The following is a 21,198-nucleotide window of genomic DNA, read 5'->3' on the forward strand; positions in this document are numbered from 1 at the left end:
GTCCGGCCACCGGCCCGCGTCCGGTCTCCGGCCCTCCGCGGCGTCCGGCTTCCGGCCCGCGCTCGGCCTCCGGCTGCGCGCTTCGGGGTGTCCGTGCGTGCGGGGTCTCCGTTGCGCCGGCCCCCGTGACTGTCCCCATGATCGGCCCTCCTGTCCGCTCCGCACTGCCCGCCGCCCGCGCCGTACACCGCCGCCGCACGCCGTCCGCGCCGGGCAGCGCCCTCCCGGCTCCCGGCCCCGGGGCCCACCCGATCCGCCCAGCGCGCCGCAGGCGCTCCGCACGCTACTGGGTATCTGCCCGCCCGCCGCGGACCCTCCGCACCCGCCCGCCCGCAAGAATCTGACACAGCATCAGAAAACCTCTTCCCTCGGCCGCCGCCCTGCGGCATCCTCACGCCCATGGAGACGGAGCTCAGCAAGAAACTGGGAGTCGAGCACGCCATCTTCGGCTTCACGCCGTTCCCGGCGGTCGCCGCGGCCATCACCCGCGCGGGCGGGTTCGGCGTGCTCGGCGCCGTCCGCTACACCGCTCCCGACGACCTCAGGCGCGACCTCGACTGGATGCAGGAGCACACCGGCGGCAAGCCCTACGGCCTCGACGTCGTCATGCCCGCGAAGAAGGCCGTCGACGGCATCGGCGAGGCCGACATCGAGGCGATGATCCCCGCCGGACACCGCGCCTTCGTCCGCGACGTCCTCGCCAAGCACCACGTGCCCGAACTGGCCGAGGGCGAGGCCTCCGGCTGGCGCATCACCGGCTGGATGGAGCAGGTCGCCCGCAGCCAGCTCGACGTCGCCTTCGACTATCCCGTCAAACTCCTGGCGAACGCCCTCGGTTCCCCGCCCGCCGACGTCATCGCCCGCGCCCACGACCACGGCGTCCTCGTCGCCGCCCTCGCCGGCAGCGCCAAACACGCCCGCCGCCACGCCGAAGCCGGCATCGACGTCGTCGTGGCCCAGGGCTACGAGGCCGGCGGCCACACCGGCGACATCGCCACCATGGTCCTGGTCCCCGAGATCGCCGAGGCCGTCGCCCCGCTCCCGGTCCTCGCCGCCGGAGGCATCGGCAGCGGCGAGCAGATCGCCGCCGGACTCGCCCTCGGCGCCCAGGGCGTCTGGCTCGGCTCCCTCTGGCTCACCACCACCGAGGCCGATCTGCACTCCCGCGCCCTCACCGAGAAGCTCCTCGCCGCCGGCTCCGGCGACACCGTCCGCTCCCGCGCCCTCACCGGCAAGCCCGCCCGCCAGCTGCGCACCGAGTGGACCGACGCCTGGGACGGCCCGGAGGGCCCCGGCGCCCTGCCCATGCCGCTCCAGGGCCTGCTGGTCGCCGAGGCCGTCTCCCGCATCCAGAAGTACGAGGTCCAGCCGCTGCTCGGCACCCCCGTCGGCCAGATCGTCGGCCGGATGAACAGCGAACGCAGCGTCCAGGCCGTCTTCGACGAGCTCACCGCCGGCTTCGAGCGCGCCATCGACCGCATCACCCGTATCGCCGGCCGGTCCTGAGGAGTGAGAAGCAGCATGACCGACACGCAGCTGCCCAACGGTTTCTGGGCGCAGGCCGCCGCAGACCCCGCCCGCACCGTCCTGGTCACCCCCGAAGGCGAGGAGTGGTCCGCCGGCCGGCTGCACGCCGACACCAACCGCCTCGTGCACGGCCTGCGCGCCGCCGGCCTGGAGGAGGGGGACGCCTTCGCCGTCGTCCTGCCCAACGGCGTCGAGTTCCTCACCGCCTACCTCGCCGCCTCCCAGGCGGGCTTCTACCTGGTGCCCGTCAACCACCACCTGGTCGGCCCCGAGATCGCCTGGATCGTCTCCGATTCCGGGGCCAAGGTCCTCATCGCCCACGAGCGCTTCGCCGACGCCGCCACCGCCGCCGCCGAAGAGGCCGGACTCGCCCCCGAGCGCCGCTACGCCGTCGGAGCGGTCCCCGGCTTCCGGCTGTACGCCGAACTCCTCGACGGGCGGAGCGGCGAGCCCCCCGCCGGCCGCACCCTCGGCTGGGTCATGAACTACACCTCCGGCACCACCGGCCGCCCCCGCGGCATCCGCCGGCCGCTGCCCGGCAAGCTCCCGGAGGAGACGTACCTGGGCGGGTTCCTCGGCATCTTCGGCATCCGCCCCTTCGACGGCAACGTCCACCTGGTCTGCTCGCCGCTCTACCACACGGCGGTGCTGCAGTTCGCCGGCGCGTCCCTGCACATCGGGCACCCGCTGGTCCTGATGGACAAGTGGAGCCCCGAGGAGATGCTGCGCCTGATCGACCGTCACGCCTGTACGCACACCCACATGGTCCCCACCCAGTTCCACCGCCTGCTCGCCCTGCCGCAGGAGACGAAGGACGCCTACGACGTCTCCTCGATGCGGCACGCCATCCACGGCGCCGCCCCCTGCCCCGACCACGTCAAGCGGGCCATGATCGAGTGGTGGGGCCGGTGCGTGGAGGAGTACTACGCGGCCAGCGAGGGCGGCGGGGCCTTCGCCACCGCCGAGGACTGGCTGAAGAAGCCGGGAACCGTCGGCAGGGCCTGGCCGATCAGCGAACTCGCGATCTTCGACGACGACGGCAACCGGCTGCCCGCCGGAGAACTCGGCACCGTCTACCTGAAGATGAACACCGGCGGCTTCAGCTACCACAAGGACGAGGGCAAGACCCGCAAGAACCGGATCGGCGACTTCTTCACCGTCGGCGACCTCGGCCTCCTCGACGAGGAGGGCTACCTCTTCCTCCGCGACCGGAAGATCGACATGATCATCTCGGGCGGTGTGAACATCTACCCGGCCGAGATCGAGTCCGCCCTGCTCACCCACCCGGCCGTCGCCGACGCCGCCGCCTTCGGCATCCCCCACGACTCCTGGGGCGAGGAGGTCAAGGCCGTCATCGAACCCGCCGAGGGCTTCGAGGCGGGCGACGCGCTGGCCGCCGAGATCCTGCACCACTGCGAACGGCAGCTGGCCGGCTACAAGCGGCCGAAGTCGGTCGACTTCATCGAGACGATGCCCCGCGACCCGAACGGCAAGCTCTACAAGCGCCGGCTGCGCGACCCCTACTGGGAGGGCCGCGAGCGCGCCGTCTGACCGGGTCGTGTCACACGCCGACGGCCCCGTCGATCCGCTCCCGCAGCAGATCGGCGTGGCCGTTGTGGCGCGCGTACTCCTCGATCATGTGGATCAGCACCCACCGCAGCGACACCGTCCCCCGCCATGCGTCATGCCCTTCGACGTCCAGGTCCGGGGCCTCGGCGGCGAACCGGTCGGCGAACTCCACCTCGTGGCGCCAGGCTTCCCACGCCTCCTCCACGTCCCCGGGTGCGGACACCGCCCCGTCGAAGTCCCCGTCCGGGTCGGCCGCCGAGGAGAAGCGCGGCGCCGCGTCCTGCCCGGCCAGGACCCGGCGGAACCAGCCCCGCTCCACATCCGCCATGTGGCGGACCAGGCCGAGGAGCGAGAGCGTGGACGGCTCCACCGCCCGCCGGGCCAACTCGGCGCCCAGACCGGCGCACTTGAGTTCCAGCGTCGCGCGCTGGGCCGCCAGCATGGAGAGCAGCATGGGCCGTTCGCCGCCGGTCGCCGGACCCTCGAACCGGCTCTCGCTCCCCGGCCCCCGGAACAGTTCCGCTCTTCTCGTACGGTTCGTCATGTACTGATCATGAGTGAAGGGCTCCGCGCCCGGAAGGCCCTCCGGGCGGGAGCACGGCCCGCGTCGTGTCCAGTGAAGCCCGATATTTCGTGAGAAGTGCCACTCGGTGCCCCCGGACGCGCGCCGCTCGGCGCACCGGGGCGGCGGTTCTGGCAACTTGGCTGGCATGAGTACGGCAACGCGCAGATCCCCCCTGACCGACTGGACGCTCCTGGTCCCCGTGGTGGCGCTCGTCGCGCTCGTCCTCAGCTGGGGACGCGACCTGCCCGGGGGAGCGGTGGCCCTGGTCGCCCTGTGCCTCGCGGGGGCGGTCCTCGCAGCCGTCCACCACGCCGAGGTCGTCGCCCACCGGGTCGGCGAGCCCTTCGGCTCACTGGTCCTCGCCGTCGCCGTCACCGTCATCGAAGTGGCCCTGATCGTCACCCTGATGGCCGACGGCGGCGACAAGACCGCCTCCCTCGCCCGGGACACCGTCTTCGCCGCCGTCATGATCACCTGCAACGGCATCGTCGGCCTGTCCCTGCTCGTGGGGGCCCTGCGCCACCGGATCGCCGTCTTCAACGCCGAGGGCTCCGGCGCGGCCCTGGCCACCGTCGCGACCCTGGCCGTGCTGAGCCTGGTGCTGCCGACCTTCACCACCAGCAGGCCGGGCCCCGAGTTCTCCACGCCCCAGCTGGCCTTCGCCGCCGTCGCCTCGCTCGCCCTCTACGGGCTGTTCATCGCCGTCCAGACCGTCCGGCACCGGGACTACTTCCTGCCGGTGGAGGACACCGGGAGCAGTGGAGGCGGCAGCGGCGGCACCCCGGGAGACCATGCCGAACCGCCCACCGCCCGGGCCGCCCTGATCAGCCTCGGCCTGCTCTTCGTCGCCCTCGTCGCGGTCGTGGGCAACGCCAAGGCCGTCTCCCCGACCATCGAGAAGGGCGTCTCCGACGCCGGGCTTCCCCATGCCGTCGTCGGTGTGATCATCGCCCTGCTCGTCCTGCTGCCCGAGACCCTCGCCGCCGTCCGGGCCGCCCGCCGCGACCGCGTCCAGACCAGCCTGAACCTGGCCTACGGTTCCGCCATCGCCAGCATCGGCCTGACCATCCCGGCCATCGCCCTGGCCTCCGTCTGGCTGACCGGGCCGCTGCTGCTGGGTCTGGGGCCGATCCACATGGTGCTGCTCGCCCTGACCGTGGTGGTCGGCGCCCTGACGATCGTGCCGGGCCGCGCCACCCTGCTCCAGGGCGGCGTCCACCTCGTCCTGCTGGCCGCGTACCTGTTCCTCGCGGTCAGCCCGTAGCGGGGCGGGCCCCGGGCGGCCCCCGGGCGTCCGCCGCCGCCCGGCCGGGCCCGGGTGGTGCCGCTCGCCGGAGGCGGGAGCGGCACCACGGAAGGGGGCCGCTGCCGTCAGGCCTTGCCCGTCAGGGAGGCCACCAGTTGCTTCGCCAGCCTGGTCGCGCCCGGCAGGCCGTTGTCGGTGCTGCTGCTGACGAGCACGGTCACCACAGAGGTGCCGACCCGCGCGGCCACCAGCGTGGTGCCGCCCTGCCAGGCGGTGCTGGTCTGGGTGATGGACCAGGCTCCGTCGCCCACGCCCGCCAGGGGCTTCTCGGCGACCGTCACCTTGGCCTGGGTGTCGCTGTCGGTGTAGCCGGGGCAGGCCTTGGAGATCTTGCCCAGCGCGTCGAGCACGGTCGTGGCGGTCGTGCCCCGGTAGACGTCGATCTCCTGGGCGAACTCCTCCGAGGAGTTCTTGTTCACGTACGCGTTCTGCGCGAAGGAGACGCCGCTGATGCCGGTGATCTCCGTCCACGAGGTCGCGCCGAGCTTGGTGCAGTCGGGGGCGGGCACCTCGGTGGTGGCCGGCAGCTGGTAGGTGTCGCCGGTGTCGCGCGTGAGCTCCGGGTCGGCGGCGAAGCCGGCACCGAAGAACGAGGCGGGCGCGAGCGCCGCCTTGAGCTGCCTGCCCGTCAGGAGTCCCTTGTTGGGGTCGGCGGACGGCGCCGCGGCGGCCGACGGCGTGCCCGTCGTGGAGGGGGCCGCGGCCTTCGGGGTGATGAAGGAGCAGGCGGTCAGCGCCAGCGGAAGTGCCGCGACGATGACGATCCTGGCGGCGGAGGATATCTGACGCACGGTGTGGCTCGACCTCGATGTTCACATGTGTGGCGTGCCGGACGTACCGGTACGTCACGGGTTGGCTGAGAGCGGCTCCACCGGGCAGGGTGCGGCCCGGCGGGGCTCGGCAAGGGACCCGCGCATCCCATCCGGTTCCGCTCCGCAGGGCAAGAGCCCGGCAAAGGCTTTGCCGGAGTATGGAAAACGTTTACCGGAATACGCCCGTCCGGGCTTCGTTCCTGGTAAAGGCCGTGCTGGCTGACATGCCGTCACCGACCGTGCGGTGGCCAGCCGAAGGGCGTGCGGCCGTCACCGTTCCGGTCCTCGCCGGGCGTCCGGGCGCCGGGCCCCGGTTCGCGCGCCGATCTTGACCCCGGCGCCGGGGCGGGGCGAGGATCGCGCCCATGACGGCAGTGCGGCACCAGACGGTCGACGGACTCCTGCGGGACAGCGCGCGACGGACCCCGGGCCGGGTCGCCGTCCGCTACCGGGAGCGGAGCTGGACGTACGCAGAACTCGACGCGGCCGTCTCCACCGGCGCCGCCGTACTGCGGGAGGGGTACGGGCTGGCGGCGGGGGACCGGGTCGCGGCCTTCGCCCACAACTCCGACGCCTACCTTATCGCCTTCCTCGCCTGCGCCCGCGCGGGCCTCACCCATGTCCCGGTCAACCAGAACCTCACCGGCGAGGACCTCGCGTACATCCTGGGGGACTGCGCGAGCGCCCTCGTCCTCGCCGACCCGGACCTGGCCCCGCTGGTCCCCGGCGGACACCCCGTACGGGCGCTGCGCGACGCGCCCGGGTCCTTCCTGTCCCAGCTGGCCGAGCCGATCCCCTACGAGGCCGCCGGGGACCCGTCCGCGGTGGTGCAGCTGCTGTACACCTCGGGCACCACCGCCCTGCCCAAGGGCGCCATGATGACCCACCGGGCGCTGGCCCACGCGTACGAGAGCGCGATCGAGGCCCTGGACCTGGCGGAGACCGACCGCCCCGTCCACTCGCTGCCGCTCTACCACTCGGCGCAGATGCACGTCTTCCTGCTGCCCTACCTGGCGGTCGGCGCGCACAACACCGTCCTGGACGCGCCGGCCGCCGAGCAGATCTTCGACCTGGTGGAGGCGGGCGATGCCGACAGCCTCTTCGCGCCGCCCACGGTGTGGATCGCGCTGGCCGGCCATCCGCAGTTCGAGCACCGGGAACTGGGCGCCCTGCGCAAGGCCTACTACGGCGCCTCGGTCATGCCGGTCCCGGTACTGGAACGACTGCGGGACCGGCTGCCCGGGCTGGGCTTCTACAACTGCTTCGGGCAGAGCGAGATCGGCCCGCTGGCCACGGTCCTGCGGCCGGAGGAACACGAGGGCCGGATGGACTCGTGCGGGCGCCCGGTGCGCCACGTGGAGGCCAGGGTCGTCGACGAGGACGGCGCGGACGTCCCCGACGGCACGGCGGGGGAGGTCGTCTACCGCTCCCCGCAGCTGTGCCTGGGCTACTGGAACGCCCCCGAGGCCACCGGGAAGGCCTTCCGTGACGGCTGGTTCCGCTCCGGGGACCTCGCGGTACGGGACGCCGAAGGCTACTTCACGGTGGTCGACCGGGTGAAGGACGTCATCAACTCGGGCGGCGTGCTGGTGGCGTCCCGGCAGGTCGAGGACGTGCTGTACACCCACCCCGGGGTGGCCGAGACGGCCGTCGTCGGGCTGCCCGACGAGCGGTGGATCGAGGCGGTCACGGCGGTGGTCGTACCGCGCGGGGAGGTGACGGAGGCGGAGCTGATGGCCTACGCCCGGGAGCGGCTCGCCCCCTTCAAGGCACCCAAGCGGGTGCTGTTCGTGGAGGCCCTCCCGCGCAACGCCAGCGGCAAGATCCTCAAGCGGGAACTCCGCGACCGCTTCAACCCCCGCTGAGGCCCCGCCGACCGGCTCCCCCCGGCCGAGACGCCGGCCGGGGGACGGGCGGGGCGGGGTCCGGCCGGTCAGGGCCGCGGGCCGGTCAGGCGTCGTCGAAGTCCGTGCCCCGGCTGACGGACTCCCAGGTACGGGCCTCCGCGCGGGCGGTGTCGGCGTGGGCGAGGATCGCGTCGAGCGCGTCGTTGCCCAGCGCGAGCCGCAGCGGCGTCCGCTCGGCGTCCAGGGCGGCCAGGATGGCGGCGGCCGCCTTGACCGGGTCGCCGGGCTGCTTGCCGTCGCTGCCGGGCAGTCCGGTCCGGACCCCGCCGACCGTGCCCTCGTACGCCGGAAGCACCGCGGCCGTCTGACGCAGCGCGCCGCCGCCCGCGAAGCCGGTACGGAACGCGCCGGGCTCGACGATCAGCGTCCTGATCCCGAACTCCGCGACCTCTCCCGCGAGCGCCTCGGTCAGCCCCTCCAGGGCGAACTTCGTCGCCGAGTAGGCCCCGACGCCCGGGAAGGACAGCCGCCCTCCCATGCTGCTCATCTGCACGATCGCCCCGGACTTCCGCGCCCGCATGTGGGGCAGCGCGGCGCGTACCAGTGCGGCGGGGCCGAAGAAGTGCAGGTCCATCAGGTCCCGGAGCTCGGCGTCGGAGGTCTCCTCCACCGCTCCGACCAGGCCCCGGCCGGCGTTGTTGACGAGGACGTCGATCCGCCCGAACCGCTCGACCGCCTCCGCGACGACCTGCTCGGCGCGCGCCGTGTCCGTCACGTCCGCCGCCACCGGTACGAGCCGCTGCGGGTGGGCGGCCGCCAGGTCGTCGAGCGCGGCGGGCCGGCGGGCCGCGGCGACGACGGTGTCCCCGGCCGCCAGCGCGGCCTCCGCCAGCGTCCGGCCGAAGCCCGACGAGGCTCCGGTGATCAGCCATACCCGGCCGGCGGCGTGCGTCTGCTCTGACATCAATCCCCCTGCGTGACAACGGTGTTGTGGGTGGTGCACGGCAATCCTGCCAGCCGTCACCCGGCTGGGTCACTCCCGTTCCGGATCATGAGAAGGGCCGTCCCCGGCGGGCAGGAGCCCGCCGGCGCGCAGTCTGCGCAGGGTGAGGTGCTCGTGGACGAGGCGGCCGACGAGGGCGCCGCCGTAGACCACGAAGCCGACGCCGACGAGCCAGGACTGGACGACCAGCAGCGTGCCGAAGGGGCCGTAGGTGACGGCGTTCGAGGCGATCAGCGGGGAGAACACCAGCTGCGAGAAGACCCTGAGGCCCACCAGCCCGATGCTCGTCGCCACCGCCCCGGGCAGCAGGGCCCGCCAGCGGACCCGGCCGCCGAGCAGGAGCCGGCCGGAGCTCCAGAAGAAGAGGCAGGTGCCGACCGTGTCGCTGACGGTGCCCACCACCGTGCCCACCGCGGTGTCGGAGGGGGCGGGGATGCCGACAAGCAGCGCGAGGTAGCAGACCAGCAGTGCCAGCCACACGACGTGCCGCCACATGGTGTGCCAGCGGGCGGTCGGCACGTCCCACACCTTCTCGTAGCCGGTCTGCACGGCGGATCCGAAGGTCAGGCCGAACACCGCGAGGGCCGCCAGTCCGAAGGCGGTGGTCCGCTCCAGTGCCAGGTCCGCCGCCCCGAACAGCATCTCCACCCGGGCCCGCGAGGCCGCCGTCACCCCGAGGGCCTGGCCCAGCCAGCGGCCGAAGCCGGAGCCGCTCCCCGGCGCGGCCGCCGCGACGACCACCAGCAGCGGGACGAGGGTGAGGAAGCCCAGGGCGGCGAAGCCCATCGCCCGGTGCATCAGCTCGATCTCCCGGCCCCGGCTCCAGGCCAGGCCGGCCGGGGAGCCCATGAGCCGGTCGTGGAGGTGCCGGAGGGTCGAGATCACACCTGATCCCCTACCCGGGCGGGCCCGGCCGCTCCCGGGAACGGCGCCGAAATGAACCCGAACAGGTGGTTTCGGCCCCGTCGGCGCGGCGCACCACCCCTGGCCGGATTCCGGGCTCCGGTCAGGCCCCCGCCGGACCCCGGTGCGGTGGCCGTCCTCGGTGGCGCCTACGCCTCTTCCGCAGGGGCCGGGGACTCCCGGAGGTCCTTCACCCGCTTGATCTTGCCCACCGACCGCTCCAGGCTCTCCGGTTCCACCACCTCGACGGCGACGGACACCCCGACGGACTCCTTGACCGCCCGCACCAGCTCCGCGGCGGCCGCCCGCCGAGTGCCGGCGTCGGCGTCCCGGCGCGCCTCCACCCGCACGGTGAGGGCGTCCAGCCGGCCCTCCCGCGTCAGCCGCAGCTGGAAGTGCGGGGCGAGGCCGGGGGTGCGCAGGAGTATCTCCTCGATCTGGGTCGGGTAGAGGTTCACCCCGCGCAGGATGATCATGTCGTCGCTGCGGCCGGTCACCTTCTCCATCCGGCGGAAGGCGGGCCGGGCCGTCCCCGGCAGCAGCCGCGTCAGGTCCCGGGTGCGGTAGCGGACGATCGGCATGGCCTCCTTGGTGAGGGAGGTGAACACCAGCTCCCCGGGCTCCCCGTCCGGCAGCACGGCCCCGGTCAGCGGGTCGATCACCTCGGGGTAGAAGTGGTCCTCCCAGATGTGCAGGCCGTCCTTGTGGGAGGCGAACTCCTGCGCCACCCCCGGCCCGATCACCTCCGACAGGCCGTAGATGTCCACGGCGTCGATCCCCAGCCGGTCCTCGATCTCGCGGCGCATCTCCTCGGTCCAGGGCTCGGCGCCGAAGACCCCGGTGCGGAGCGAGGTGGCGCGCGGGTCCACGCCCTGGCGCTCCATCTCGTCCAGCAGCGTGAGCATGTAGGAGGGGGTCACCATGATCACTTCTGGGCGGAAGTCCTGGATGAGCCTGACCTGGCGGTCCGTCATGCCCCCGGAGGCCGGCACGACCGTGCACCCCAGCCGTTCCGCGCCGTAGTGGGCGCCCAGGCCGCCGGTGAACAGGCCGTACCCGTAGGCCACGTGCACGATCTGCCCCGGCCGGGCGCCCGCCGCCCGCAGGGACCGGGCGACGACATCGGCCCAGGTGGCCAGGTCCCCGTCGGTGTAGCCCACCACCGTCGGTCGGCCGGTGGTGCCGCTGGAGGCGTGGATGCGGCGCACGTCGGTGCGGGGCACGGCGAACATCCCGAAGGGGTACTGCTCGCGCAGGTCGGCCTTGGTGGTGAGCGGGAAGAGGGAGAGGTCCGCGAGCGAACGGCAGTCGTCCGGATGGACTCCGGCCTTGTCGAAGGCCTGCCGGTAGAAGGCCACGCCGTCGTACGCCCGGCGCAAGGTCGCCCGCAGCCGCTTCAGCTGGAGCGCCGCCAGCTCGTCGGGACTCAGCCGCTCGCCCTCGTCCTGGACATCCTCCGGGTCGCCGAGACCCGCACGCGCACGCGCCGTCATTGCCGTCACCTCATCGTGAGCCGGACCGCCATAAGCCAACCGAACGTTCATTCGGTAGATTGCCGGACCCCGCCCGGTAAAGCAATGACTCGAACGAGTGATCGTCTGCCCGGGGTTCCTCAGCGCTGCGCGTCGGCCTCCGCGGCCACCGCCTTCGCCCAGCGGTAGTCCGCCTTGCCGCTCGGGGAACGCTGCACCGCCGGTGTGACCACCAGCTGGCGCGGGATCTTGTAGCCGGCGAGCCTGGTCCGGCAGTGGCGCTGGATCTCCTCCAGCGTCGGCTCCGGCGCACCCTCCCGGACCTGCACCACCGCGGCCACGTGACTGCCCCACGTCGGGTCGGGGACGCCCGCGACCAGGGCGTCGTACACGTCCGGATGCGACTTCAGCGCCTGCTCCACCTCCTCGGGGTAGACCTTCTCCCCGCCGGTGTTGATGCACTGCGAGCCGCGCCCCAGCACGGTGACGATGCCCTCCTCGTCGACCGTCGCCATGTCGCCGAGCAGGACCCAGCGTTCCGTGCCCTTGCGGAAGAACGTCTCCGCGGTCTTCGCCGGGTCGTTGTAGTAGCCGAGCGGGACGTGCCCGCGCTGCGCGAGGCGCCCGGGCACGCCGACCGCCACCGGCTCGTGCGTCACCGGATCGACCACCTGCGTACGGTCGTTGACCTGGAGACGGAAGCCCTTCTCGGGTCCGGAGTCGTCCGTCGCCCGCCCGTTGGAACCCGACTCGGACGAACCGAAGTTGTTGAGGAGCACCACGTGCGGCACCAGGCGCTGGAACTCGGCGCGGACGCTCTCCGACATGATCGCCCCCGAGGAGGAGACGCTGAACAGCGAGGACAAGTCCGTCCCCTTGAGCGGCCCGTTCAGGGCGTCGATGAGCGGCCTCAGCATCGCGTCGCCCACCAGCGACACGCTCGACACCTTCTCCTTCTCGATGGTGCGCAGCACCTCCTCGGGCGCGTACTTCCGGTGGATCACCACCCGCTGGCCGTAGTTGAAGGCGATGAACGAGGTGAGCGTGGAGGTGCCGTGCATCAGCGGCGGAGCCGGGAAGAAGGTGAGCCCGGCCCCCCGCGCCGCGACCCGCTCGGCCAGCTCCTCGGGCCGCTTCACCGGCTCGCCCGAGGGCTCCCCGCCGAAGAGCCCCGCGAAGAACAGGTCCTCGGCCCGCCACATGACGCCCTTGGGCATGCCGGTCGTGCCGCCGGTGTAGATGATGAACAGGTCGTCGGCGCTGCGCTGCGGGAAGCCGCGCTCCGGGGAACCGGCCGCCTCGGCGTCCTCGTACGCGACCGGTGCGATCGCCGGCTCCGGAGCGCCGTCCGGGGCCCGCCCGACGCGGATCAGGTGCCGCAGCCGCGGCGTCCGCGGCAGCGCGGCCGCCACCCGCTCGGTGAACTCGCCCTCGAAGACGAGGGCGGCGAGGTCGGCGTCGTTGTAGAGGTAGACCAGCTCCTCCTCCACGTAGCGGTAGTTGACGTTCACCGGCACGAGGCGGGCCTTGAGGCAGGCGAGCACCGTCTGCAGGTACTCGATCCCGTTGTAGAGGTGCAGCCCCAGGTGCTCACCGGGCCTCAGCCCGCGCTCCAGCAGGTGGTGCGCGACGCGGTTGGCCGCCGCGTCCAGCTCCGCGTAGGTCAGACGGCGCTCCGCGCCGGTCCCGGGGTGGTCCACGTACACCAGCGCCTCGCGGTCCGGGACCACGTCCACCACCGACTCGAACAGGTCGGCAAGGTTGTACTCCACCGTTCCTCCTGACCCGAAACTGCTCATGGCTGGGCTGCTCGGCGGTCATTAGAGCGCCGCCCGCTCCAACTGGGAAGGGCGCCCGCCAACAAATCTGACTGGGTGTCAGAAAACTATTGAACTGCACCCGGCCCTCCTGCAACCTGTTCTAGGTCTGAGACGGGAGGACGGCAATGGGTGGGACCGAACACCTGACCGTGGAGCGCCGCGGCGCCACGCTGGTGCTCACCATGAACAGGCCGGAGGCGAAGAACGCGCTCTCGCTTCCGCTGTTGGTGGGCCTGTACGACGGCTGGCTGGAGGCGGACGCGGACGACACGGTCCGCTCGGTGGTCCTGACGGGCGCGGGAGGCGACTTCTGCGCCGGCATGGACCTCAAGGCGCTGGCCGGCCGGGGCATGGCGGGCGACCTCTACCGGGACCGCCTCAAGGCCGATCCCGACCTGCACTGGAAGGCGATGCTCCGCCACCACCGGCCGCGCAAGCCGGTCATCGCGGCGGTGGAGGGGTACTGCGTGGCGGGCGGCACCGAGATCCTCCAGGGCACCGACATCCGGGTCGCCGGGGCCGGCGCCACGTTCGGGCTGTTCGAGGTCCGGCGGGGGCTGTTCCCGATCGGCGGCTCCACGGTGCGGCTGCCCCGGCAGGTCCCGCGCACCCACGCGCTGGAGATGCTGCTGACGGGGCGTCCCTACTCGGCGGAGGAAGCGGCGCGGATCGGGCTCGTGGGGCGGGTCGTGCCCGACGGGACGGCGCTGGAGGCGGCGCTGGAGACCGCCGAGCTGATCAACGCGTGCGGGCCGCTGGCCGTGGAGGCGGTGAAGGCGTCGGTCTACGAGACCGCCGAGCTGACGGAGACGGAGGGCCTCGCCGCCGAACTGGCCCGGGGCTGGCCGGTCTTCGACACGGCCGACGCGAAGGAAGGGGCGCGGGCCTTCGCGGAGAAGCGCCGGCCGGTCTACCGCCGGGCGTAGGCGCCGGCCGCGCGCAGGTGGAACCCCGGCCCTGCGGCCCCCGCTCCGGCGTCCCGGCCCGCCCGCGGGCCCGGTCCAACCGCCCCCCCTCGATCGAGAATCGGAGAGTCGTCCATGACAGCCGCGTCCCCGCCCGAGGTGCTGCGAGCGCCCCTCGTCGTCGAGTTCCCCTTCACCCGCTCCCTCGGCCCCGTCCAGAGCGCCTTCCTCACCGGTCTCCGCGAGGGCGTCGTACTCGGCGTCAAGACCTCCGACGGCCGCGTCATGGTGCCGCCCGCCGAGTACGACCCCGTCACCGCCGAGGAGATCCGCGAGCTCGTCGAGGTCGCCCCCACCGGTACCGTCACCACCTGGGCCTGGAACGCGGAGCCCCGCCCCCAGCAGCCCCTCGGCACCGCCTTCGCCTGGGTGCTCGTCAGGCTCGACGGTGCCGACACCGCCCTGCTGCACGCCCTCGACGCCCCGGGCCCCGACGCCGTCCGCACCGGGATGCGGGTACGCGTCCGGTGGGCCGCCGAACGCACCGGGGCCATCACCGACATCGCCTGCTTCGAGCCCTGCGAGGACGACGGCGGCCACGACGGCCCGGCCGCAGCCCGCGCCACCCCCCACGACGGCCGCTTCACCGACCCCGTCACCGGCATCGTCGCCGAGGCCCGCCTCGACTACACCTACAGCCCCGGCCGCGCGCAGACCGCCTACATCAACGCGCTCTCCGAGCGGCGCACCGTCGGCGAGCGCTGCCCCTCCTGCCACAAGGTGTACGTCCCCCCGCGCGGCGCGTGCCCCACCTGCGGCGTGGCCACCACCGACCGGGTCGAGGTCGGCCCGGCCGGGACCGTGACCACCTTCTGCATCGTCAACATCAAGGCGCGCAACCTCGACATCGAAGTCCCGTACGTCTACGCCCACATCGCCCTCGACGGCGCCGGCCTCGCCCTCCACGGCCGGATCGGCGGCATCCCGTACGACCAGGTGCGCATGGGCCTGCGCGTCGAACCGGTGTGGACCGACGGCGGCCGCTACCCCGACCACTACCGCCCCACCGGCGAGCCGGACGCGGACTACGACGCGTACAAGGAGCTCCTCTGATGCCCAGGACCCACCGGTACGCGCGCGAGGTGGCCGTCGTCGCCTTCGCCCAGAGCGACCACCTGCGCCGCACCGACGAGCTCAGCGAAGTCGAGATGGTGATGCCCGTCCTGCACCGGGTGCTGGCCGCCACCGGCCTCAGGGCGGGCGAGATCGGCTTCACCTGCTCCGGCTCCAGCGACTACCTGGCCGGCCGGGCCTTCTCCTTCACCATGACCCTCGACGGGGTCGGCGCCTGGCCGCCGATCTCCGAGTCGCACGTGGAGATGGACGGCGCCTGGGCGCTCTACGAGGCCTGGGTCAAGATCCAGACCGGCGAGGCCGACACCGCGCTCGTCTACGCGTACGGGAAGTCCTCGCCCGGGTCCGTCCGGGACGTGCTGACGCGCCAGCTCGACCCGTACTACCTCGCCCCCCTGTGGCCGGACGCGGTGGCCCTGGCCGCCCTCCAGGCACAGGCGCTGATCGACGCGGGCGAGACCGACGAGAGCGCGCTCGCGGCCATCGGCGCCCGCAGCCGGGCCGCAGCCGAGGGCAACCCGCACGCCCAGCTCAGCGGCTCCGTCCCGCAGGGCGGCTACCAGGTCCGGCCCCTGCGCACGGGCGACTGCCCGCCCATCGGGGACGGCGTGGCCGCCGTGGTCCTGGCCGCGGGCGACGTGGCGCGGCGCCTGTGCGGACGGCCCGCCTGGATCACCGGCATCGACCACCGCATCGAGGCGCACGGCCTCGGCCTGCGCGACCTGACCGACTCCCCGTCCACCCGGACCGCCGCCGAGCACGCCGGGGTGTTCGAGGCGCCCGTCGACACGGCGGAACTGCACGCGCCGTTCTCCTCCCAGGAGGTCGTGCTGCGCAAGGCGCTCGCACTCGGCGACGCGGTGGCCGTCAACCCCTCCGGCGGGGCCCTGGCCGCCAACCCGATGATGGCCGCCGGCCTGATCCGGATCGGCGAGGCGGCCGCCCGGATCCACCGCGGCGCGTCCGACCGGGCCGTCGCGCACGCCACCTCCGGCCCCTGCCTCCAGCAGAACCTGGTCGCCGTCCTGGAAGGGGACCCCGCATGAGCACACCGGGCGCACCGGGCAAGGAGCCCGTGGCCGTCGTCGGAATCGGGCAGACCAAGCACGTCGCCGCGCGGCACGACGTCTCCCTCGCCGGCCTGGTCCGCGAGGCGGCCGCCCGCGCCCTCGCCGACGCGGAGCTGACCTGGGCCGACGTCGACGCGGTCGTCATCGGCAAGGCCCCCGACTTCTTCGAGGGCGTGATGATGCCGGAGCTCTACCTGGCGGACGCCCTCGGCGCGGTCGGCAAACCGATGCTCCGCGTCCACACGGCCGGGTCCGTCGGCGGGTCCACCGCCCTGGTCGCCGCCAACCTGGTCGCCGCCCGCGTCCACCGCACCGTCCTGACGCTCGCCTTCGAGAAGCAGTCCGAGTCCAACGCCATGTGGGGGCTCTCGCTGCCCGTCCCCTTCCAGCAGCCGCTGCTGGCGGGCGCGGGCGGCTTCTTCGCCCCCCACGTGCGCGCGTACATGCGGCGCACCGGCGCGCCCGACACGGTCGGCTCGCTCGTCGCGTACAAGGACCGGCGCAACGCGCTGAAGAACCCGTACGCGCACCTGCACGAGCACGACATCACCCTGGAGAAGGTCCAGGCCTCGCCGATGCTGTGGGACCCGATCCGCTACTCCGAGACCTGCCCGTCCTCCGACGGCGCCTGCGCGATGGTCCTCACCGACCGTGCGGGCGCGGCCCGTGCGCCGAAGCCGCCCGCCTGGGTGCACGGCGGCGCGATGCGCAGCGAGCCGACCCTCTTCGCGGGCAAGGACTTCGTCTCCCCGCAGGCCGGCAAGGACTGCGCGGCCGACGTCTACCGGCAGGCCGGGATCACCGACCCCCGCCGGGAGATCGACGCGGTCGAGATGTACGTGCCGTTCTCCTGGTACGAGCCGATGTGGCTGGAGAACCTGGGCTTCGCGCAGGAGGGCGAGGGCTGGAAGCTCACCGAGGCGGGGGTCACCGAACTGGACGGCGACCTCCCGGTGAACCCCTCCGGCGGGGTGTTGTCCACCAACCCGATCGGCGCGTCGGGCATGATCCGCTTCGCGGAGGCGGCCCTCCAGGTCCGCGGGCAGGCGGGGGAGCACCAGGTCCCGGGAGCCCGGCGGGCACTGGGGCACGCGTACGGCGGGGGAGCGCAGTTCTTCGCGATGTGGCTGGTGGGGGCGGAGCCGCCGCGTTCCTGAACCGGCGCGGTGCGCCGGGACCGGTGGCGGGTGACCCGCCGTGCCCTGTGCGGCACCCGCCGCGATGGCTACCCTGGCCCCCCGGACAAGCGCGGCCGCGCGGGAGCGGGGCGGAGCTCGACCGAGGGCATGGACGACGACGTACCGTACCGGGAGGAGCACGCACGTGGCCGAGAGCACGACTTCGCAGCCGTACGCCGGCTGGGGCAGGCCCGAACTCGACCTCAGCCGGGCCGACTGGCAGCCGGGCAGCCGGGGGGTGGGCGACGTCCAGATCGCCTTCGTGGAAGGGTTCATCGCGATGCGCCGCGGCGAACGCCCCGACGGCCCCCCGCTGGTCTTCGCGCCGCACGAGTGGCGCAAGTTCGTCGTGGGGGCGCGGGGCGGACGCTTCGACCTGACCTGAGCCGCCCCTGATCACGCCGGGCGGGCGGTCAGCCGCAGGGAGACCTGGAGCTCGTGCTCTCCGGACACCGTGCCGAGGTGCTCCCCGGCGAAGGCGTCCTCCAGCACGGCGCGGACCTGCCGTACCGGGTCCGCGGCGCCGTCCAGCTCGGCGGTCACGGGCGAGGCAGGCCGGGCCTGGGGGTGCGTGCCGGGCGCGTGGCGGCGTACGTCCACGGTCGCCGACCAGATGGCCGGAGCGGACGCGGGCCCCGCGTTCCACACGGGCGTCGGCCCGGTCATCCCGGGGAAGGCCTCGGCGAGGACCCCGAGCACGGCGTCGGCGCCCGCGCTGTCGCAGTGACTGACCAGTACGTTCACCTCGGCCTCGGCCTGGCGCTGCTCCTGCGCGCGTGCCGCGTCCACCCGCGCGGGATCGGCCGCCGCGCCGGAGCCCGTCCCGGTGCGCGAGGGCGCGCCCGGCGGGCGGCCGTGCTCGTCCAGCATGGCTCCCGCGTCCGGGAGCAGCGCGCCGCGCCGCTCCGGGGCGTCGTGCCCGCGGTTCGTGTTCATCGTTCGCCTCCGGGTCGGGGTACGGCCCCGCGCGGAGCCCGAGGCCGACCGTGGACCGGCACGTGTGGGTGCCTCACCTGGCGGCTATCCGTGCACGGCCGTGCCAAACCCGTCACGGCGGGCCGATCCCTCGCGGCGGCGCGCTACCGCCGCGTCGACGGCCGGCCCCTGCCCGCGCCACCCCCCGGCACCGCCCGACCGCCCGCGACGTCCGCGGGTCGCCGCCCGCTCCTCGCCATCACGCGCCGTCCCGGGCATGCGTGCAGGCCGCCCGACCCGCCCCGCCGGGCCGCTGCCCGTGGGCGTCGCCGTGGTCGTGGGCGTCGTCGCCGCCCTGGTCGCGCCCCTCGGAGGTGACGGCCCGCAGGAGAAGATCGGCTTCTTTCCCGATAGTGGGACCCCCCGGGTCGTGCGCGGGCGTACGCTGATCCCCCGAGCCGGCCTGGGGGGTACAGCCATGACGGAACGCCGGACCCGTACACGGCGCGCGCTCTTCGAACGCGAAGCCGAACTCCTCGCCGTCGACGACGCGTTGGACCGGCTCGCCGGATCCGGCCCCGACAGCGGCGGCGGCCTGCTCGCGCTCTCGGGCCCGGCCGGCCTCGGCAAGACCACCCTGCTCGCCGAAGTCCGCCGCCGCGCCCTCGCCCGCTCCTGCACCCTGCTCGCCGCACGCGGCGGCGAGCAGGAGCAGACCCAGCCGTTCCACGTCGCCCGCCAGCTCCTCCAGCCCCAGCTGGCCGGCCGCCCCGAAGCCGAACTGCGCGCCGCCCTCGGCGGCTGGTACGCCATCGCCGGCCCCGCGCTGGGCCTGTGCGCCCCCGCCCAGGGCGCCCCGCCCGACCCGCAGGGCCTGCGGGACGGGCTCGACTGGGTCCTGACCCACCTCACCGTCCAGCGCGCCCCCGTCGTGCTGGTCCTCGACGACGCCCACTGGGCCGACCCCGAATCCCTCGGCTGGCTCGCCGGCTTCGCCCCGCGCGCCGAACACCTCCCCCTGCTCCTCGTCACCGCCTACCGCCCCGACGAGCTCCCCGCGCACGCCGAGGCCTTCCGCACGCTGCCCGGACGGGCCGGACAGCGCCCGCTCAGCCTCGCCCCGCTGAGCGCGGACGCCGTCACCACCCTGGTCCGCGAAGCCGTCGGGGAGCACGCCGAGGACGCCTTCTGCCGGGAGGCCTGGGCCGTCACCACCGGCAACCCCTTCGAGGCCGTCGAACTCACCGCCAAGGTCCGCGCCGAGGGCCTCGACCCCGTCGAGGCCAGCGCCCCGCTGCTGCGCGACCTCGCCGCCGCCCAGCGCGGCAGCGGGCTCGTCGCCCGGCTGCACAGCCTCGGCCCCTCCACCGTCCGCTTCGCCTGGGCCTGCGCCGTCCTCGGCACCGCCATCCCCCGCCGGATCGCCGCCCGGGTCGCGGTGCTCGGCGCGGAGGAGGCCGCCGACGCCACCGTCCGGCTCCGTGACGCCCGCATCCTGTCGGCCCCGCCGGCCGAGGCCGGAGCCGACGAAGAGGACGACGCCGGGCTGGAGTTCGTCCACCCGCTCATCGCCACCGCCATATACCGCGCCATCCCCGACGCCCTGCGCGTCGCCCTGCACGGCAAGGCCGCGGCCGCCGTCGTCGACGCCGGGCTCGGCTCCTCCGCCGCCGCCCGCCACCTGCTGGAGACCCAGCCGGAGAACGACCCCTGGGTGGTGCGCACCCTGCGCGAGGCCGCCGCCGAGAACCTCCGCGCCGGCGCCCCCGAAGCCGCCCGCCGCCAGCTCGCCCGCGCCCTCGAAGAGCCGCCGGACTTCGGCGAATGCGCCGCCGTCCTCTACGAACTGGGCTGCGCCTCCCTGCTCACGGAGCCCGCCACCACCGTCAACCACCTGCGCGCCGCCCTCGCCGAACCCTCCGACGACCCCGTGCTGCGCCAGGGCATCGTCATCCGGCTCGCCCAGGTCCTCGCCCACAGCGACCACCTCGCCGCCGCCTCCGAGCTGCTCGGCCGCGAGATCCCGCGCACCCCCGACGCCCGCGCCCGGCTGCGCCTGCAGGCCGAGCAGTTCATGTGGGACGCCTTCAACGCCGCCGAACCGGACTCCCCGGCGCGCTCCCGCCGCCTGGCCCGCCTCGCCGACCGCCTCGTCGGCCGCGACCTCACCGAGCGCTACGTCATCGGCCTGCGCGCCTGGGACGCCTGCCTGCGCGGAGAGCCCCTCGACGTGGCCCTCCGCCACGCGGACCGGGTCCTGCGCGAGCCCTTCGGCTGGGCCCACGAGGACCGCGGCTTCGAGGTGCCGGTGCTCGCCGCGATGGTCCACATGTACGCCGACCGGCCCGGACGCGCCGAGGAGCTCTTCGAGGAGGGCACCGCCGAGTTCGAGCGCCAGGGCTGGCACGGCGCCCACCTGTCCTTCGCGTACAGCCTGCGCGCCTACCTCCGCTACCGGCGCGGACGGCTCGCCGAGGCCGAGGAACTGGCCCGGGACGGACTGCGCCTCGCCGAGCGCGTGGGCCGCCGTACGCCCGTGCACTGGTACGCCATCGCCATCCTCCTGACCACCCTGATCGCCCGGGGCCGGGTGGAGGAGGCCTGGCGGCTGGCGCGGGAACACGAGTACGGGGAACCCTTCCCCGCCGCCGTGGTCTTCCCCGACTCGCAGACCGTGTACGCCGAACTGCTCCTGGCCGGCGGCGACCGGAAGGCGGCCGCCGCCGAACTCGAGGCCGTTGGACGGCGGCTGACCCCGCGCGGCATCCAGAACCCGTCCTGGTGCCCCTGGCGGCTGCTCCTGGCCCGGGCCGTCGCCCCCGAGGACCCCGCCCGGGCCCGGGCCCTGGCGGCCGAGGCCCTGCGCCGGGCCCGCGTCTTCGGCGCGCCCTCCGCCGTCGGCCAGGCCCTGCGCGTCACGGCGGAGGTGGCCGCCCCCGAGGACCGGGCGGACCTGCTGCGCGAGGCGGTGGCCCTGCTGGAGGACTCCCCGGCCGCCTACGAACTGGCCCGTGCCCTGGCCGCGCTGGGCACCGAACTCCAGGACCCTGGCCTCCTCGACCGCGCCCGCCTCACCGGCCGCGCGTGCGGCGCGGACGCCCTGGAGGCGAGCACGGCCCGGGCGCTGGAGGCGTTCGCCCAGCGCGCAAGCTGAGTCCCCGGGGCCGCGACC

General features: G+C 74.1%; 17 protein-coding genes. 10 read left to right on the plus strand and 7 right to left on the minus strand.

Going from position 1 to position 21,198, the window contains the following annotated elements:
* Nucleotides 1-399 precede the first annotated feature (399 nt).
* On the plus strand, nt 400-1,506 hold the full coding sequence (locus AB0D45_RS30135; RefSeq protein WP_362464848.1) for a nitronate monooxygenase family protein: 1,107 nt from the start codon (nt 400-402) through the stop codon (nt 1,504-1,506).
* 15 nt (nt 1,507-1,521) lie between these two features.
* Nucleotides 1,522-3,078 carry an acyl-CoA synthetase gene (locus AB0D45_RS30140; RefSeq protein WP_362464851.1) on the plus strand — a complete coding sequence of 519 codons (1,557 nt, stop codon included), beginning with the start codon at nt 1,522-1,524 and terminating at the stop codon, nt 3,076-3,078.
* Between the two features lie 10 nt (nt 3,079-3,088).
* On the opposite strand, the gene AB0D45_RS30145 is transcribed toward AB0D45_RS30140, so the two are convergent.
* Complete coding sequence (locus AB0D45_RS30145; protein ID WP_362464854.1) at nt 3,089-3,640, minus strand: DinB family protein; 552 nt, start codon at nt 3,638-3,640, stop codon at nt 3,089-3,091.
* A 166-nt stretch (nt 3,641-3,806) separates the two neighbouring features.
* Between AB0D45_RS30145 and AB0D45_RS30150 the strand changes: the two genes are divergently transcribed.
* A complete protein-coding gene (locus AB0D45_RS30150; protein ID WP_362464857.1) occupies nt 3,807-4,925 on the plus strand; it encodes an ionic transporter y4hA in 1,119 nt (372 codons plus the stop codon).
* Between the two features lie 107 nt (nt 4,926-5,032).
* On the opposite strand, the gene AB0D45_RS30155 is transcribed toward AB0D45_RS30150, so the two are convergent.
* Nucleotides 5,033-5,758 (minus strand): hypothetical protein, encoded by a 726-nt coding sequence (locus tag AB0D45_RS30155; protein ID WP_362464859.1) that lies wholly within the window; start codon nt 5,756-5,758, stop codon nt 5,033-5,035.
* 386 nt (nt 5,759-6,144) lie between these two features.
* On the opposite strand from AB0D45_RS30155, the gene AB0D45_RS30160 reads away from it, so the two are divergent.
* Nucleotides 6,145-7,644 (plus strand): fatty acyl-CoA synthetase, encoded by a 1,500-nt coding sequence (locus AB0D45_RS30160; RefSeq protein ID WP_362464862.1) that lies wholly within the window; start codon nt 6,145-6,147, stop codon nt 7,642-7,644.
* An 85-nt stretch (nt 7,645-7,729) separates the two neighbouring features.
* Here the strand turns inward: AB0D45_RS30160 and AB0D45_RS30165 are convergent, their stop codons facing one another.
* The 4 genes from AB0D45_RS30165 to AB0D45_RS30180 all read right to left on the minus strand — a co-directional run bounded on the left by AB0D45_RS30165 (nt 7,730) and on the right by AB0D45_RS30180 (nt 12,776).
* Nucleotides 7,730-8,590, minus strand: a complete 861-nt coding sequence (locus AB0D45_RS30165) for an oxidoreductase (RefSeq protein WP_362464865.1) — start codon at nt 8,588-8,590, stop codon at nt 7,730-7,732.
* A gap of 69 nt (nt 8,591-8,659) precedes the next feature.
* Nucleotides 8,660-9,478 (minus strand): YhjD/YihY/BrkB family envelope integrity protein, encoded by an 819-nt coding sequence (locus AB0D45_RS30170; RefSeq protein ID WP_362464902.1) that lies wholly within the window; start codon nt 9,476-9,478, stop codon nt 8,660-8,662.
* Nucleotides 9,479-9,681: 203 nt separating this feature from the next.
* Nucleotides 9,682-11,025, minus strand: coding sequence for a phenylacetate--CoA ligase PaaK (gene paaK, locus AB0D45_RS30175; protein WP_362464868.1), 1,344 nt, complete (start codon nt 11,023-11,025; stop codon nt 9,682-9,684).
* A gap of 119 nt (nt 11,026-11,144) precedes the next feature.
* A complete protein-coding gene (locus AB0D45_RS30180; RefSeq protein WP_362464871.1) occupies nt 11,145-12,776 on the minus strand; it encodes an acyl-CoA synthetase in 1,632 nt (543 codons plus the stop codon).
* Between the two features lie 173 nt (nt 12,777-12,949).
* On the opposite strand from AB0D45_RS30180, the gene AB0D45_RS30185 reads away from it, so the two are divergent.
* From AB0D45_RS30185 to AB0D45_RS30205, 5 genes are all read left to right on the plus strand, one after another.
* A complete protein-coding gene (locus AB0D45_RS30185; protein WP_361608326.1) occupies nt 12,950-13,750 on the plus strand; it encodes a crotonase/enoyl-CoA hydratase family protein in 801 nt (266 codons plus the stop codon).
* A 114-nt stretch (nt 13,751-13,864) separates the two neighbouring features.
* Nucleotides 13,865-14,842 (plus strand): OB-fold domain-containing protein, encoded by a 978-nt coding sequence (locus AB0D45_RS30190; protein WP_362464874.1) that lies wholly within the window; start codon nt 13,865-13,867, stop codon nt 14,840-14,842.
* Nucleotides 14,842-15,909: a thiolase domain-containing protein gene (locus AB0D45_RS30195; RefSeq protein ID WP_362464877.1), complete on the plus strand. Its 1,068-nt coding sequence runs from the start codon at nt 14,842-14,844 to the stop codon at nt 15,907-15,909. Before AB0D45_RS30190 ends, AB0D45_RS30195 begins: the two co-directional genes overlap by 1 nt.
* Entirely contained in the window at nt 15,906-17,090 is a 1,185-nt protein-coding gene (locus AB0D45_RS30200; RefSeq protein ID WP_362464880.1) for a thiolase domain-containing protein, read from the plus strand. The genes AB0D45_RS30195 and AB0D45_RS30200 overlap by 4 nt, the downstream gene beginning before the upstream one ends.
* Before the next feature lie 166 nt (nt 17,091-17,256).
* On the plus strand, nt 17,257-17,496 hold the full coding sequence (locus AB0D45_RS30205; protein WP_361608318.1) for a DUF397 domain-containing protein: 240 nt from the start codon (nt 17,257-17,259) through the stop codon (nt 17,494-17,496).
* A gap of 11 nt (nt 17,497-17,507) precedes the next feature.
* Here AB0D45_RS30205 and AB0D45_RS30210 read toward each other — a convergent pair whose 3' ends face one another.
* Nucleotides 17,508-18,047: a hypothetical protein gene (locus AB0D45_RS30210; protein WP_362464883.1), complete on the minus strand. Its 540-nt coding sequence runs from the start codon at nt 18,045-18,047 to the stop codon at nt 17,508-17,510.
* Nucleotides 18,048-18,504: 457 nt separating this feature from the next.
* Here AB0D45_RS30210 and AB0D45_RS30215 point away from each other — a divergent pair, with 457 nt between their 5' ends.
* Entirely contained in the window at nt 18,505-21,180 is a 2,676-nt protein-coding gene (locus AB0D45_RS30215; protein ID WP_362464905.1) for an AAA family ATPase, read from the plus strand.
* Nucleotides 21,181-21,198: the final 18 nt, after the last annotated feature.

Source organism: Streptomyces sp. NPDC048352 (genome assembly GCF_040651895.1).
Classification (GTDB): domain Bacteria; phylum Actinomycetota; class Actinomycetes; order Streptomycetales; family Streptomycetaceae; genus Streptomyces.

What these genes read in the sequence shown, in the direction of transcription:
- AB0D45_RS30135 (WP_362464848.1), top strand. Translation starts at nt 400, where the DNA reads ATGGAGACGGAGCTCAGCAAGAAACTGGGAGTCGAGCACGCCATCTTC.
- AB0D45_RS30200 (WP_362464880.1), top strand. Translation starts at nt 15,906, where the DNA reads ATGAGCACACCGGGCGCACCGGGCAAGGAGCCCGTGGCCGTCGTCGGA.
- AB0D45_RS30170 (WP_362464902.1), bottom strand. Translation starts at nt 9,478, where the DNA reads ATGGGCTCCCCGGCCGGCCTGGCCTGGAGCCGGGGCCGGGAGATCGAG.
- paaK (WP_362464868.1), bottom strand. Translation starts at nt 11,025, where the DNA reads ATGACGGCGCGTGCGCGTGCGGGTCTCGGCGACCCGGAGGATGTCCAG.
- AB0D45_RS30215 (WP_362464905.1), top strand. Translation starts at nt 18,505, where the DNA reads ATGACGGAACGCCGGACCCGTACACGGCGCGCGCTCTTCGAACGCGAA.
- AB0D45_RS30190 (WP_362464874.1), top strand. Translation starts at nt 13,865, where the DNA reads ATGACAGCCGCGTCCCCGCCCGAGGTGCTGCGAGCGCCCCTCGTCGTC.
- AB0D45_RS30195 (WP_362464877.1), top strand. Translation starts at nt 14,842, where the DNA reads ATGCCCAGGACCCACCGGTACGCGCGCGAGGTGGCCGTCGTCGCCTTC.
- AB0D45_RS30140 (WP_362464851.1), top strand. Translation starts at nt 1,522, where the DNA reads ATGACCGACACGCAGCTGCCCAACGGTTTCTGGGCGCAGGCCGCCGCA.
- AB0D45_RS30185 (WP_361608326.1), top strand. Translation starts at nt 12,950, where the DNA reads ATGGGTGGGACCGAACACCTGACCGTGGAGCGCCGCGGCGCCACGCTG.
- AB0D45_RS30160 (WP_362464862.1), top strand. Translation starts at nt 6,145, where the DNA reads ATGACGGCAGTGCGGCACCAGACGGTCGACGGACTCCTGCGGGACAGC.
- AB0D45_RS30150 (WP_362464857.1), top strand. Translation starts at nt 3,807, where the DNA reads ATGAGTACGGCAACGCGCAGATCCCCCCTGACCGACTGGACGCTCCTG.
- AB0D45_RS30165 (WP_362464865.1), bottom strand. Translation starts at nt 8,590, where the DNA reads ATGTCAGAGCAGACGCACGCCGCCGGCCGGGTATGGCTGATCACCGGA.
- AB0D45_RS30145 (WP_362464854.1), bottom strand. Translation starts at nt 3,640, where the DNA reads ATGACGAACCGTACGAGAAGAGCGGAACTGTTCCGGGGGCCGGGGAGC.
- AB0D45_RS30210 (WP_362464883.1), bottom strand. Translation starts at nt 18,047, where the DNA reads ATGAACACGAACCGCGGGCACGACGCCCCGGAGCGGCGCGGCGCGCTG.